The sequence below is a fragment of the Aestuariibaculum suncheonense genome (genome assembly GCF_014596935.1).
GTDB classification, from domain to species: domain Bacteria; phylum Bacteroidota; class Bacteroidia; order Flavobacteriales; family Flavobacteriaceae; genus Aestuariibaculum; species Aestuariibaculum suncheonense.
The window spans coordinates 379,559-394,979 of sequence record NZ_JACVXC010000002.1; the positions used below are offsets into that span (position 1 = coordinate 379,559).

At 33.5% G+C, this 15,421-nt stretch carries 12 protein-coding genes and 1 pseudogene; 7 read left to right on the forward strand and 6 right to left on the reverse strand.

Going from position 1 to position 15,421, the window contains the following annotated elements:
- The 3 genes and pseudogenes from ICJ84_RS07300 to ICJ84_RS07310 all read right to left on the reverse strand — a co-directional run.
- Positions 1-281, reverse strand: a pseudogene (locus tag ICJ84_RS07300) (SOS response-associated peptidase); the annotation flags it as partial.
- A 16-nt stretch (positions 282-297) separates the two neighbouring features.
- Positions 298-3,255 (reverse strand): DNA polymerase III subunit alpha, encoded by a 2,958-nt coding sequence (locus ICJ84_RS07305; RefSeq protein ID WP_188215714.1) that lies wholly within the window; start codon positions 3,253-3,255, stop codon positions 298-300.
- A complete protein-coding gene (locus ICJ84_RS07310) occupies positions 3,255-4,469 on the reverse strand; it encodes a DNA polymerase Y family protein (RefSeq protein WP_188215715.1) in 1,215 nt (404 codons plus the stop codon). The genes ICJ84_RS07305 and ICJ84_RS07310 overlap by 1 nt, the downstream gene beginning before the upstream one ends.
- 60 nt (positions 4,470-4,529) lie before the next feature.
- Here ICJ84_RS07310 and ICJ84_RS07315 point away from each other — a divergent pair, with 60 nt between their 5' ends.
- The 3 genes from ICJ84_RS07315 to ICJ84_RS07325 all read left to right on the forward strand — a co-directional run bounded on the left by ICJ84_RS07315 (position 4,530) and on the right by ICJ84_RS07325 (position 7,439).
- Positions 4,530-5,297 (forward strand): XRE family transcriptional regulator, encoded by a 768-nt coding sequence (locus tag ICJ84_RS07315; protein WP_188215716.1) that lies wholly within the window; start codon positions 4,530-4,532, stop codon positions 5,295-5,297.
- Positions 5,294-6,625 (forward strand): exonuclease domain-containing protein, encoded by a 1,332-nt coding sequence (locus tag ICJ84_RS07320; RefSeq protein WP_188215717.1) that lies wholly within the window; start codon positions 5,294-5,296, stop codon positions 6,623-6,625. Before ICJ84_RS07315 ends, ICJ84_RS07320 begins: the two co-directional genes overlap by 4 nt.
- Positions 6,626-6,926: 301 nt before the next feature.
- Complete coding sequence (locus ICJ84_RS07325; RefSeq protein WP_188215718.1) at positions 6,927-7,439, forward strand: hypothetical protein; 513 nt, start codon at positions 6,927-6,929, stop codon at positions 7,437-7,439.
- Between the two features lie 361 nt (positions 7,440-7,800).
- Here ICJ84_RS07325 and ICJ84_RS07330 read toward each other — a convergent pair whose 3' ends face one another.
- The 3 genes from ICJ84_RS07330 to ICJ84_RS07340 are packed head-to-tail and all read right to left on the reverse strand — an operon-like array spanning position 7,801 to position 10,532.
- Positions 7,801-8,325: a hypothetical protein gene (locus ICJ84_RS07330; protein ID WP_188215719.1), complete on the reverse strand. Its 525-nt coding sequence runs from the start codon at positions 8,323-8,325 to the stop codon at positions 7,801-7,803.
- Positions 8,326-8,377: 52 nt separating this feature from the next.
- Positions 8,378-9,295, reverse strand: a complete 918-nt coding sequence (locus ICJ84_RS07335; RefSeq protein WP_188215720.1) for a mechanosensitive ion channel family protein — start codon at positions 9,293-9,295, stop codon at positions 8,378-8,380.
- A 55-nt stretch (positions 9,296-9,350) separates the two neighbouring features.
- Entirely contained in the window at positions 9,351-10,532 is a 1,182-nt protein-coding gene (locus tag ICJ84_RS07340; RefSeq protein ID WP_188215721.1) for an integrase core domain-containing protein, read from the reverse strand.
- A gap of 366 nt (positions 10,533-10,898) precedes the next feature.
- Here ICJ84_RS07340 and ICJ84_RS07345 point away from each other — a divergent pair, with 366 nt between their 5' ends.
- The 4 genes from ICJ84_RS07345 (at position 10,899) to ICJ84_RS07360 (ending at position 15,332) form a co-directional block, all read left to right on the forward strand.
- Positions 10,899-11,660: a toxin-antitoxin system YwqK family antitoxin gene (locus ICJ84_RS07345; RefSeq protein ID WP_188215722.1), complete on the forward strand. Its 762-nt coding sequence runs from the start codon at positions 10,899-10,901 to the stop codon at positions 11,658-11,660.
- A 224-nt stretch (positions 11,661-11,884) separates the two neighbouring features.
- Positions 11,885-12,544 (forward strand): hypothetical protein, encoded by a 660-nt coding sequence (locus ICJ84_RS07350; protein ID WP_188215723.1) that lies wholly within the window; start codon positions 11,885-11,887, stop codon positions 12,542-12,544.
- A 188-nt stretch (positions 12,545-12,732) separates the two neighbouring features.
- Entirely contained in the window at positions 12,733-13,521 is a 789-nt protein-coding gene (locus tag ICJ84_RS07355) for a hypothetical protein (RefSeq protein WP_188215724.1), read from the forward strand.
- Positions 13,522-13,526: 5 nt separating this feature from the next.
- Positions 13,527-15,332 (forward strand): DUF262 domain-containing protein, encoded by a 1,806-nt coding sequence (locus ICJ84_RS07360; protein ID WP_188215725.1) that lies wholly within the window; start codon positions 13,527-13,529, stop codon positions 15,330-15,332.
- Positions 15,333-15,421 lie beyond the last annotated feature (89 nt).

The following is a 15,421-nucleotide window of genomic DNA, read 5'->3' on the forward strand; positions in this document are numbered from 1 at the left end:
CCTGAACCATATTTTACAGCTTCCTTATAATAAGGTTTAATGTCCTCTGGGCTTTTATAATTGGGAACTATACCCCAAACTCCAGGAGCTAATACCTCAGGTTTCTCTTGTGGTATAACAAGCACATTAGGATGAGAAAACCCATTGAGATGGTAATGCGGTTTACTCATAACAGGTCTTATACGCTCGTCACTGATTTTAACCTTAAACTCCTTTTCCCAATATTCGGGTTCATGCCAATTTGAAATATGAAAACACATATCTAAACTTTTAACTGTCATGAATTTACAAAAAATATCAATTCAGTCTGGGATCGGGTTTTAATGCTAACTTTCTCGTTTTAATGATTTCAATACTACAAAAGCCAAATTCTTCTATGACCTTACCGTAGCATTCATAAACTCCCATACCATGAATGGGATACCTTTCAACTGTATCATGAAAATGTACGGTATCAAAATAGTCTCCTTGTTGGTCAATAAAGGTGCAAAACCGCATGAGTTTCTCATTAGAAGCTTCATGAAATCGTGTATTAACCAGTTTCCCATAAAGCAAAACCACCTGACCTACATGACCACACATATCTTTCGCTTTGATACTATTTTTAAATGGCTCATCAATCAAACTAAAATAATCGTATAGTGTAAACCCTAATAGCTCCATTTGATCGTAAGCATCTTCTATCCAGTTGGAAGGTAACTTAGGCAACACAAAAGTCTTATGATCGGGTTTAAACAATTGCTTTTGTACTGTTCTCTGCTTGCTGGCATTGAGCTTAAAAATAGCCTGCCATTGTAGTTCTGCTTTTGCAATACCTGTAAATCTAAAAGCTCCAATTCTGATTAAAATGGTAAGCTGCTCAATACTTATCAGAACCCGATCAATAAAATCATCTAGAGACGTGTAAGCCCCATTAAAGTTGCGTTCGGTTAGTAACCGTTTTACAGTGTAATGTTCCAGATTCTTTAAATACCCCAAGCCTAAATAAATGGTGTCTCCGATAATAATATTGGGGTGGTCACTATGATTTATGCAAGGCGCCTCAACCTGACCACCACACTGCATCGCTTCATGTACGTAATGCTCGGTACTGTAAAAACCACCACCATTATTAAGGACAGCCACCATAAACTCCAGCGGATAATAACATTTTAAATACAAACTTTGATAGCTTTCCACGGCATAAGATGCGGAATGCCCTTTAGCAAAAGCATAACCTGCAAAACTCTTAATCTGATTCCAGACTTCAAATGTGAGATGATCATCATAACCTCTGGCTCTACAATTCGCAATAAACTTTTCTTCCACAGCTACAAATTCAGCACGCGATCTGAACTTTCCGCTCATCCCTCTTCTTAATACATCGGCTTCCCCAAGAGTCAGCCCCGCAAACTGATTGGCCACTTTAAGAACATCTTCCTGATACACCATAATACCGTAGGTCTCCGGCATAATCTCTAAGAGTATAGGGTGACCTTCTTTTCGGCGCTCTGGATGACGTTGACGCTTAATAAACTCCTGTTTCATCCCAGAACTGGATACCCCTGGTCTGATAATGGAACTAGCAGCCACGAGTCCTAAATAATCCTGCGTTTGCAATTTCTGCATTAAACCGCGCATGGCTGGTGACTCTACATAATAAGCCCCTGTAGCTTTACCGGCTTTAAGCAAAGCATTAACCTTGGGATCTCGTTTAAACTTTTCAACTTCGGTGATATCAATTGGAGGCACTTCAGGTCTGTTGTATTTAATAATTTCCAGAGTATCTTTTATTTTTGCCAGTCCACGCTGTCCCAGAATGTCGAATTTAAAGATACCGACATCTTCAGCAATAATCATATCAAACTGTACCGTTGGAAATCCCTTTGGCGGCATATCGGTGGCTGAAAAATAATGAATAGGCTTATCTAAGATTAAAATACCACAAGAATGCACACTAACGTAATTCGGGAATCCCTGAATTAGCTTTCCATATTTAATGACTAAGGCTCCAAACTCGTCTAGTTCCGGTTTTTGATACCGACCAACACTAATCTTGTCAATCTCCTCTTTAGGCCAACCAAACACTTTACCCAGTTCTCTAACCACAGCACGGTATTTGAAAGTATTATAAACAGCCAAGAGAGCAACATTTTTAAACCGACCAAAGATGTACTCTGTAATTTCTTCACGCTCTTTCCAGGAAAAGTCAATATCAAAATCAGGAGGTGATGTTCTGTAAGGATTAATAAAACGCTCAAAATACAGATCCAGCTCGATAGGATCTACATCTGTAATTCCTATAAGGTAAGCGACAATACTATTGGCACCACTACCCCGACCTACATGCACAAATCCTTTTTGTTTGGAATAGTTTACAATGTCCCAGTTAATTAAAAAATAGGACACGAAACTCATTTCTCTGATGGTCTTTAACTCAATCTGAAGTCTATCCTTTACCTTCTGTGACGGATTAGCATAACGTTTTGGCAAGCCTTTATCACAAAGCTCCTTTAATAGCTTAAAATCCGCTTCTTCACTTTCCAAATACAAGCTCTGGTTTTGAGAGATGCGATCATTACCAAACTCAAAATGCATAGTACATTGTTCAAGTAATTGTTCTGTATTATCTAAGATAAAATCAAACTGTTGAAAATGTTCTTTAAGCTCATCCAGAGCGTACATTTTATCGGTTTCCCGGCATTCTTCAGACTTCGAGAGCTTACTCAGTAAAATATTATTATCAATAGCACGCAGCAAACGGTGGGCGTTAAAATCTCGTTTACTTCTGATAGTGACTTGTTGTTGTACTACTAACTTATCGGTATAGCTTTTATAGATAGTAAAAGGCAATCGTTTTAAATCTTCAATGCTGATGCCTATATACTCATAGGTTTTGAAGGTCGTTTTCTCCATTTGCATGACCTGTTCCAAAGGGTAAATGATAAATGCATTCTCAAACTCCGGAGCAATATTAGGAATGGTCAATTTATCATGAGAATACCTAGATAAAAAACTATTGAGCTCATAAAAGCCTTCATTATTCCTTGCCAGGCCCACAAACTGCTGTTTTGTGCCATTTCTAAAATCAATACCGACTATTGGTTTGATGCCAAAATCCTTAGATTTACGAATGAAATTAAGGCAGGCAGAGGTATTATTAATGTCTGTTAAAGCCAATGATTTTAGGCCATAGCTAGCTGCCATCTCCAAAAGTTCTACCTCTGAAAATGTTCCGAACCTTAAAGAATAATATGAATGACAATTTAAATACATTACTGATTACGATGTGCCAATAATATGGGTGGTTCGCCATTAAACGGGTTACTGAACCGTCCTATGGTTTTAGCGCCCATAGCAGCGGCCTTTTGAATACTTAATTCGCCATAGCGGTTTCTGATGGTATCCATAGCATTATAGAGACTTAACATCTCTTCGGTATCATCAAACATATTGATTTGATAGTTCCCGGTTACCAGATCACTGAGTTTAACCCCGACCAAACGAATGAGTAAACGTCGCTCATAGAGTTTATCGAACAGTTCCATCACTTTAGGAATAATCACATGGTCGGCGCTGGTATAAGGGATTTTTACTTGCTTGGTATAGGTGTTAAAATCGGAATATCTGATTTTTATACTGATACAACCTGCCAGGCGATCACCACTTCTAAGGCTATAAGCCAGACTCTCTGCCATGGCAAAAATGGTGGTTTTTAGCCTTAGCATATCGATGGTATCTTTCCCAAAGGTACGTTCTGTAGACAGGGATTTACGATCATAAAACGGAATGAGAGGTGGATTATCCAATCCATTAGCTCGCATCCAAATGGTTTTTCCATTTTGCCCCAAGACACTTATCATCATTTCCAAAGGCATTTGTTGCACCACACTGACTTTATCTATGCCAAGATTACGTAATATCTGATAGGTTTTATCGCCAACAGATGGAATCTTCTTAATGGACAAAGGAGCTAAAAAGGATTTTTCAAAACCTTCATCTATTCGTAATTGGTTATTAGGTTTAGCCTCTCCTGTAGCGACTTTAGATACAATTTTATTAGCTGACAAACCAAATGATATTGGTAAGCCGGTCTCTCTAATTATGGTAGATCTTAACTCTGAGGCATACTTATAGGTTCCGAAAAACTTATCCATACCAGTAAGGTCTGCATAGAACTCATCTACACTGGCCTTTTCAAAAACAGGTACTTTTTCCTTTATAATATCTGTAACCTGACTTGAGTACTTGGTGTAAACAGAAGCATTTCCCCGAATCACCACTGCTTCTGGACATAAGCGTCTGGCCAGTTTCATTGCCATTCCGGAATGCACACCAAAGCGTCTGGTTTCATAACTACATGCGGCTACAACACCTCGATCACCGGTGCCTCCAACTAGCAAAGGTCGCTTCTGCAAACGACTATCTATGAGTCGTTCACAGGATACAAAGAAGGTATCTAAATCCAGATGTAAAATTTGTTGTTTCATATTGCAAAATTAACTACAATTTGTAGCAATGATTGCTTATATTTGTAGCAAAGTAAAAAAATGATAGCTAAAAACATTAAATACTTAAGGGAGCTAAAAGGCCAAACTCAGGAAACTTTTGCTGATAATATGAAGGTTACACGTTCTCGCATTGGATCTTACGAAGAAGGGCGCTCAGCTCCTACGATAGAGTTTTTAATAAGTCTATCTGATTATTTTAAGATTCCAATAGATATTTTATTACGCAATGATCTGACAAAGGCTGAAAACACTTCTTTTATTGAAGTTGGAAACAAACGCATATTATTTCCTATAATGGTCGATGAGGATAACGAAAATCTAATCGAAGTGGTTCCCATTAAAGCTACAGCCGGGTATCTCGCAGGGTATGATGATCCAGAATACATAGAACACTTACAAAAAATCAAACTTCCTTTTTTACCAACAGGAAAACACAGAGCCTTTCCTATAAAAGGAGATTCTATGCTTCCTATGAAAGACGGTTCTTATGTGGTTGGTCGTTTTATAGAAGATCGACGTGATATAACCAGCGGTAAAACGTATGTGCTTATTACGCTTAATGATGGTATGGTATATAAGCGTGTTTATAATCAAATTGAAGAGAACGGAACACTTCGTCTGGTTTCTGATAATGCGACTTATGAACCTTATGAAGTCCCTATTGATGAAGTTCTGGAACTTTGGGAGTTTACCTGTAGTATTAATACTCAGGAATACGATGAGCAAGATCTTAAAATATCTAGCATCATCACCATGTTTAATAGTCTTGGCGTAGAACTCAAAGCTCTGGAAAAAATGATGAGATGATGTACACGATTATAGATATTGAGACAACTGGACAAGGCAACAAAATAACTGAGATTTCCATTTTTAAATATGATGGAGATAGGGTTATTGATGAATTCACCTCTCTAGTAAATCCTGAGTCCTATATCCCGGATTATATTACCGCGCTTACTGGCATTGACAACTATATGGTTGCAGATGCTCCGACATTCAAAGATGTGGCCGACAATATTCTATCCATCACTAAAGACTGCATATTTGTGGCTCATAATGTAAACTTCGATTATAACATTATTCGAAGCGAGTTTAAAGCTATTGGTGTTGATTTTAATCGAAGAAAGCTTTGTACCATCAGACTGGCCAGAAAATTAATTCCAGGACACCCTTCCTACAGTTTAGGTAAACTTTGTACCTCTTTAGATATTATCATAGAAGACCGACATCGCGCACGTGGAGATGCTAAGGCTACAGTTACTCTTTTTAAACAGATACTTGATTGTGAAAACTCAGAACAGGTGATTTCAGAGTTTTTAAAGAAGAGTTCTAAGGAAGCTACCTTACCTCCGCATTTACCCAGTACTGTTTTTAATAGCATTCCAAACGCTCCAGGCATATACTATTTTAAAAACAAAAAAGGTAAAATCATTTATGTGGGCAAAGCCAAAGATTTAAAGAAACGTGTTCTAGGACACTTTTATGATAAGTCCGATAAAGAACTTACTTTATGCAGGGAAACTGCTGATATTGACTATGAGTTATCAGGAGGCGAGCTTATTGCCCTACTTATGGAAGACGCTGCGATTAAACAACACTACCCGGAGTATAATGTAGCATCAAAACGAAATCCTAAAGTGTATGGCATCTTTACCTATGAGGATCGCGATGGGGTGATCCATCTGGCTTATAATACCCTACAAAACACAGTTGCTCCATTTATAACATTTTACAATATTACAAATTGCAGAACCTTTTTAGAAAAACTATGTATGCAATTTGAGCTCTGTCCCAAATACTGTCATTTACAAGAAGGTGTAGCATATTGTAATCATTACAAAATTCATACTTGTCATGGTATTTGTAAAAATGAGGAATCCGTTGACACCTATAATCAACGTGTTCATGAAGCCCTTGAATACACCAATTCTAACACCTTAAACAAAGTGATTAAACAACCGGGGCGCCATGCTGAAGAGCAGGCATTTATTCAAATTCAAAATGGTGTTTACCTGGGCTATGGTTTTATAGATATTGCGGAACAAATTGCAAACTTAGAATCTTTAGAAACCTATCTCATTCCTCAAAAAGATAATGTTGATGTTCAAAAGGTTTTGAGAAAATATATAATGTAATTGACTTAACTTCCACTAATATCTTTTGGATTACTTTTTTTTGTTTCATTTTATGGTATCTAAATTAAATGGACCTAAAAACTATTTGTGAATACTACAGTGTTATTACGAATGTATAGAGAAAACAAAATATGTTTTATCAAACTAATACAGATATTACCGATTACCGCTTCTCGCATGTTCTAGTATTTCTTATAAAACAATTCATCAGATTTATTAAGCATTAATAGTATTTGTAAGAATAATAGCTATATTTAGAAAAAATGAAATATTAGTAAATCTTATTAGATATAAAATTTTGATGAAATTATTTATAGCTTTAATTCTCATTTTAACCAACTGTTCGCTCTTTTCACAAGGAGTAAATGAAGAGGTTTTAAATGAAATTTATCAACGTGGTAAAACATACACTACGCCTATAAAAAATGGACAAATCGAATCGTTAAGAAATGTAAATCCACCTAAAGATACTTGGATATTTTCAAAACTGGAAGAGTATAAAAAGAATTTAGGGTCAAAAGATATACTATACGGAAGTATCCTTATGCCTAGCTCTGTTACCAATTCTAATTTATACTCATATAATTTATTTGCCTTTGATGTTAAAAAGAAAACATATTGTTTTGTAGCGATAGTTTCTTATAAAGTTATTGGTAAAGATGTTAAATTCAGTAATTCTTATTTGTTTACAGAAAAGCCATCTTTAAAAGATTGGTGGACTAAGATTTTTGGTTTTTATCATAGTCAAATGAAAGATGACATTCCTCAGAAATTTCTTTTTAAAACATGCCCACCACCACCATTTAGAGAATAATTAATGTTTGATTATTATGGACAAATTAACATTAAAGTATTTCGATTCACAGTCATACTTATTATGGATTTACCCCTTTCGTCCTGTTACTCATTTAAACTTTATCCAAAGGGACTTTCCGAGAGGAAAGTCAGCAGCAATGAACTATAGCATCCATGTAAAAAGCAATAAATCGAGTATCTCTTCACTAAAACCTAAATAGGATGCGGAGCAAGATATATAGTATTGAATTAAAGATGAATCGTAGCTTCACCCCTAATTCAACACGTTTAAAAATATTAAAATGAGATAGTTAAAAGAATAAATATTAACTTTGAAGAACTGGACTAGTGCTTTTCATAGGATGCGTTGTTAGGCACAGTTATTTTATTTCTTTCATTTTTTCTTTCATCTGATTTCGAAAGTAAAAGAACATTATAAAATAGAAAGGCATACCAAGTAAAAAATACATTAACGCTCCTTCGGTTCCGTAATCTTGATTAATTGATTTGTAAAACTGATTTTGGTTAAAAAATGATTTAATTAGAAACACAAAATATCCTATTACAATAGCAAAATTTGCAATCAGCATTAAATCCGATAGTATCTCTGAATTATGAGACAAAACAGGAATCAAAATGTTATTCAGCAAGATAACAATATATAGAACGAAGGCTATTTTTGAGTTCCTTCTGAATGAAGTGTACAAATTATGAGCGAAATCATATGTTTTGTTTTGAAAGTTCCCAGTCAGCTTTAGTTCTTCTCTAGATATTCCTCTGTGTTCCAATAGAGAGATTGCAGAATTCCGTAGTTCTTCGTCATATCCATACTGACGATAGTTTTTTACAACATCAATTAGTTTTTCAGTTGTCAGATTTTGTAGTCTATTAGTGTAGTCGGTCATTCGGTCATAATTGCACCACAACGGTTAGGCTAAACGATCGTTTTAATGCCGTTTAGGTGTTGTTGTGTGTAGTTTCGTCTTTAAAGTTTACTGTAGGGATCTTCACTATTTCAAAGGTTGCTGATGCAAGAATTACTTTGCCATTAGTTTGCTGAATTTTGTTTCCAATTTCTTCATTAAGTACATGTTTGATGTATCTTCTTTTTTTGTAGTCAACAATATATCTTAAGTTAAATTGAATCCAATTATCTGTCATTGTAATTGCAAGGGTTGGATCAACTTGTGCATCTTCTATATAATATTTATCGACAACACCTTTCCAATCTGAAATCGATTCTTTAACGTATTCCGATAGGTGATCTTGTGCAACAGAAATTACAATGTTTTTTGCCATTTCAATATCCGATCCATAGCGAATTGGCAAATTGAATTCGTCCCAAACAAAAGGAAAGTCTTGCGAGTAGTTATAGACAGGACCTTTAAAGACAAATGCATTGCTGAGTTTGACAATTCGTCCAGTATAATTGTCACTTGAGACCCATTGGCCTATTTCCATCATTGATGTGTATACACTGTCAATATCAATTACGTCTCCTTTAATCCCGTTAATTTCAATTCTATCTCCAGGTTTGTATACACGAACAAAGAAGATATAGAATGAGCCTGCGACACTTAAAATCAATTCCTGCAAGGTTATTGTTATTCCTGCAGTTAGTAAACCTATAGCAAGTCCAAAGTCCTTAATGCTTCCTGTGAAATACGTGATGGTGATTAATACAGCTATGAAGTATCCAATGATTTCAATTCCTTTTTGGGATTTGTATCTTAGAGAATTGTCCGGTAGTCGTTTTTTTAAAGTCTTTCTTGCCCAAGCAATGACAATAAAAATCAGTGCAATCCAAGCTAAGTATTTAGCGATACTTGTAAGAATAGGATATTCTACAAACCAAGATTTTAAAGCATCTATCATTTTCTTTTTTTATGTTCGTTAAGGGACATGGTTTACACAAGTTAAAGATTAGACTTTACACTAAATTAGTTTCTAACCTTATATTCGATTCTTTATTTATTAATTCCCTTTCATTAAAGAAACCTAAAAATACGTTTCTATAAAATACTTTCCAAATACCATTTCCAAGTTCTTCAACACCTACATATTTACCCTTTAAAGCTATGGTAAGATATACCCAATAATAGGATCTCCATCGAATAGCTCCATTTTGAGTTACTTTAATGACTTTATAGTTATGATTATAATCAAAGTGTTGTATTGTTTCAGGAAAGGGTCTGGTAGAAAAGTTATGAGCTTCAGCTGGAGTTTTCATGTCCAGAGCTTCATGTGGTCTTACATGATTGTACTCTTTTACAAAGCGGTTTAATCTTCGTTGTTGGGCTTTCAAATCATAGGCAGAAGGTTTTGCACAGGCAGCCTTTAAATCTCTATGCATACGTTCATGTCGTCCGTTTTGTTCTGGGTGGGCAGGATCTGAAAATACAGGGGTAATTCCAAGTTCAATGAACCAATACGAGAGCTGTGTATAACGCTGTATAGCTCTGACAGAACCAAAAGGACTACCATTGTCCGTATGGATTTGTTTAGGGATACCATATTTCCTAAAAACCTTGGTGAACTCAGCTTTCACTGACTTTAGGTTTTCTTTGTAATGTCCTTTAGCAGTAAACAAAAAACGACTTTTAGAGTCAGCAATGGTTAAAGGATGGCAGTATATTTTATTTCCCATTAGAAACTTTCCCTTATAATGAGCGCTCCAGACTTCGTTGCAGGATTTGGGGTCGAAAATAGGGAATACAGGTTTCACTCTTCGCAATCGCTTTTGAGGGCATACCAGACCATTTTTCTTCAAAATGTTGTGAACGGTAACTACAGAAGGAACTATTTCTTTAGGGTATTCTTTAAACAATAAAACTCTGATTTTTTTAGCGCCCCAAAATTTATGCTTTGTCTTGAGTTTAATGATGCTTTTAACGATATTTTCGCCTGTGGCATTTGGATGTTTAGAAGGTGCCCTGGATTGTTCTCGCAACCCTTCGCAACCTTGATTTTCAAACCGATGGATTAGTTTATAAGCTGTTGGTCTTGAGATATCAAAGCTTCTGCATAATTCAGTAATGGTATATTTTCCTGTACGCCATTCACAGATAAATTCAATTTTTTGTTCCATAGTTGTTGTGGCTTTCCAAGGCATGATAATTTGATTTTTGTCTCAAATTACAACCTAAAAAGTGTAAACTATGTCCCTTTAACTTTGTAAACGATGTGCCTTTAACATACCGCAGACTCTTTAAAGGCCTTTGTTACAAAAGAAGAGAATAAAAGTGCAACTAAAAAAGATTTACGAGAGTTGAAGTCTTTACTAATGGGTTCAAGATATTTGCCTGTCACGAATTTAGAACCAAATCAGTTTGGACAGTACCCATATTATGATGTAGAAACACAGGAATTAATATATTTTTAAACCTATTTGCATCTTTTAAATGGTAATCAATTTTATTAAAAAAAAACATGTTAAATGAGGAACAGGTTAATTACTATACTTTTATGTTTATTTTTTATGTCATCTTATTCCCAAGAAGTAAAAGAATACTATGATACAGGTGAACTTCGAAGTATCAAAAAATATTCAAATGATAAACTTAATGGTTTAGTTAAAGTCTTTTTCAAAAATGGAAAACTCCAAAGCCAATCTAATTATGTAGACGGTAAATTAGAAGGAGAAAGCAAAGAATATTATAGAAATACAGGTAATTTAAAATCTATTGGTAACTATAAAAATGGTACAGAAGAAGGGGCGGTTAAAGCATTCTATGAAAACGGTCAATTATTGGGGGTAATGAACTTTTCAAATGGTAAGGGTAACGGAAAAATAAAAAATTATCATGAAAATGGTGAATTACAGTTTACATCAAATATAATAGATGACTTGACAAACGGACTGGTCCTTGAGTATTATAGTAATGGTAATTTGAAAATGAGTTTTTACGCTATAAAAGGTAAACGATCAGGGACCTACACCGAATATTTTGAAAATGGCAACAAATACCAATTAGGTAATTTCAGTAACGATATTAAAAATGGAAAATGGGAGGAGTATAATAAAAATGGCAACCTAGTTAAGTCTTGTAATTATTTAAATGATCTATTACATGGAGAGCTTATTTATTATCATGAAAATGGTAGCCCCAAAATAATTTCTAATTATAAGCAAAATGTATTAGAAGGTGTTGAAAACATATACGATTATGAAGGGAACTCTCTAAAAACAAACATATACAATAATGGGGTACTAATAAAAAGTAGATCAATTTCTGAGTAATAGCAATTAAAAATAATTAGGTTACTCTTTTGTCATTTTTTAGTGTAAAGAATAGAAGGTTAATGTTTATTGCTTTATCTACTATTTATGTATTTGTACGAATAATCATTTTACTAATTATGTAATTACCTTATATTCGTTGTATATATATTAGAAATAAACACAATTGCGTTTACCCAACTGTTGTGGGCAATTTAAACCAACCGCCAGAAGCTAAATACTGAATGAAAAAATCTTTATTAATACTACCCTTTTTTCTACTGACTATACTAGGCTGTAAAGCACAGGATAGAGAACCTTCAGATTTTATTCCAAAAGGATATGCTGAATTTGAAAAATATTTTGGAGACCTAAATAAAGATGGATTGGATGACTGTGTTTTGATTATCAAAAAGACTGATACAGCTAACATTGTCACTAATCGTTTTGACAAAAAAGTTGACAGAAATAGACGTGGAATTGTTGTCTTATTCAAAAAAGAGAAAGGTTATGAACTTGCCGATAAAAACTACAGTTGCTTTTCGTCAGAAAATGAAGATGGTGGAGTTTATTTTCCACCAGAACTATGGATTGATTTTGAAAGAGGAAATTTAATAGTTCATTACGGACACGGCAGATATGGATTTTGGAGATATATTTTTAGATTTCAAAACTCAAATTTTGAATTAATTGGATATGACGAAAGCAATGGAGGTGTTGTAATAAGTAGTGAAACAAGTATAAACTTTTTGACAAAGAAGAAATTGATTAGAGAAAATACTAATGAAAATGCAGAAGGAGGAGATGAAGTATTTAAGGAAACTTGGGATAACATTGAAATAGAAGCACTAATCAAATTATCTGAAATTAAGGACTTTGATGAATTAGAAGTGTATAATTATTAAATGAAAAACTGCCCACAACATTGGCTATAAACAATTGGGGCGAAAGTGATAAGACCAAAGTATAAACATAAACCAAAGGTCAGTGCTAAACTGAAAAGTTAGGGCACAAAGCCCCCAACTGTTCATAGCCGAAACCGTTACGTGCAAGGCGAGAAAACACTTATAGATAAATGAAAAACATATACTAAATGCCAAATCCTTATATAGATAACTCTGAAAGATGGTTAGCTCTAGCAGAAATAGATTATTTAACTCAATTTGTAAAAGCTTGGATTCCCTTTAATGCTTGGTATATGAATATGTATCCAACTTTAAAACGAGATAGAGTAATTATCGAAGAAATTAAAAGTAATCCGAATTTATTTAGAGATAAAATTATTGCTTTGTTAAATGGAACGGATAATGATTCAATAATATTTAAAGGTCAAATTGCAAAATTGCACCAATATCTGGAATCTATTTACATTCCAAATGCAGACAGTAGAATTACATTTAAATCACTTTCTATAGAAACCAATCCTATAACTTCAGAAACTTTGACATTTAGGAGATGGGTTTATAAAGTTGAGCTAACTCGAACAGGCAATGCTATTAATATTAATTCTCTCGTAACCAATTCGGGAAGTATAACTCAATACACATTTAATCAATCAAAATTTGATGTTGAAAATTTAAACAATCACCTTCAACAAAATTCAAGTTTAACTGAAAATCAAAGAAATTGCCTTTTAGATACATATAGAAAAATTGACCCAAAAAAGCCAACAAATCTAATATCATCAAATCGCCAAGGTATAGAAGCAGGAAATATATTTTTAATAAATGATGTAGAAAAATTAGTTAAGGGTTTAATTGAGGTTATATACAAATTGAGAAACATTCTGTTTCACGGAGAATTAATACCGAATAAGGATAATAAGAAAGTATACGAACCAGCTTTTTATATACTAAAAACATTAATTCAAAGCTTAAACTAAACAATATGTCATCAGCAGCAAATAAAATAGACGCAAACGATAAAACACTTAGAGATATCCTGCATTCTAAAAAATATTCTATTGATTTTTTTCAAAGAGAATATAAATGGGAAAAAAAACATATCGAACAACTTCTTATTGACATTGAAGAAGCATTTAGTGGTAGCTACAAATTAGGAGATACTATTGCAGATGTATCTAATTATGATTCATATTATATGGGACCTTTGATTTTTTGTGAAAAATCAGGTGTTTCTTCAATTATAGATGGTCAACAAAGATTGACATCCCTCTCTTTGTTACTTATTCATATTAATAATTTACAAAAAGATAGAGAAGATAAAGAACCTATTGATGATTTAATATTTTCCAGAAAACACGGGAGAAATTCTTTTAATATTGATGTTCCTGAACGATTCGATATTTTAGATGCGTTTTACAAGAATGTAGATTTTGAAATTAATGAAAATGACAATATTACAATTCATAATATTTATGAAAGATTTCAAGATATAAAGGAGGTTTTTCCTGAATCTCTATCTGGCGACAAGCTTCCAATATTTATTGATTGGATAAAGGAAAAATTGATTTTTGTAGAAATTGTAGCCTATTCTGACAAAAATGCCTTTACAATTTTTGAAACTATGAATGATAGAGGTTATAACCTTACTCCAAGTGAGATGCTAAAAGGCTTACTTCTTTCTAAGGTAGAAAAAGAAAACTTTCTTATAGAACTAAATGAAATTTGGAGAGAAAACATCTCTAAATTACATTATTTTTCCAGAGATGAAGATTTAGAGTTTTTCAGAGCCTGGTTTAGAGGTCAGTATGCGGAAAGTATGAAGCGTTCTTCATCTGCTGGAACAGCAAGAGAAGATTTTGAAAAGATTGGAACAAGTTTTCATAGATGGGTTAAAGAAAACACAAAACTCTTAAAATTAAAGTCTGAAGAAAACTATTATTACTTTGTTAAGAGTGATTTTGTTTTTTACTCTGATTTATACATTAGAATTAAAAAAATGGAGCGTTATCCAACAAATGGGTTTGAGATTGTTAATTATATTACCAATTACTCAGTTGCAACCTCTTTGTCGTATCCTCTATATTTATCAGCGATTAGTAAAACTGATTCTGAAGAAGAAATCAATGATAAAATTTTAATCGTTGCTAATTTTATTGAGAGGTATGTTATATTAAAATCAATATTAAATCAACCAATTTCACAAACTTCAATAAGATATTCATTTTTCAATACGATAATAAAAGAAATTAGAGATTTAAGTGTTCAAGAGCTTGAAGATAATTTCAAGACATATTTAACTCAATATGATGAGGCTTATGAACAAATAAGAAATTTGAACACTTATAATTCAAATCGTAAATTTTTGAAATACTTTGTTTCAAGAATAACAATGTATATTGATAATTTATGTGATAATAAAACTGATTTTTATGATTTAATAACTGCAAGGAGAAAATCAGGGTCAAATATTGCTCATTTATTAAAGGATACTGATAAACAAAAGTTTGAAAATGATGATGTTTTCTATAGTGTTGCTACAAATATTGGAGCAATAGCTCTGTTGCGAAAAGATATTGACTATATAGATGAATCTGAAACTAATGTTTTGTATCGAATTCTTAATAATGGAACTCTATCAGAAAACGAAAGTTTAGTGCTGTCTGACAAATTTACTCTACCTAAAATTAAGGAAGTTGGAGTTGAGTGGTTAATTGAAAATCAAAGTTTTATAATTGAAATTTGTGAAAAATTATGGCGAAATTCTTCACTAAAAAATAAAAACATATAATACCCAGCGGGTAACAATGTATAAAAATAATAGCGGTTTAATCGCTAAAACGAAAGTGAGTAAATATAAAAAAGGTCTGTGTTTAACCG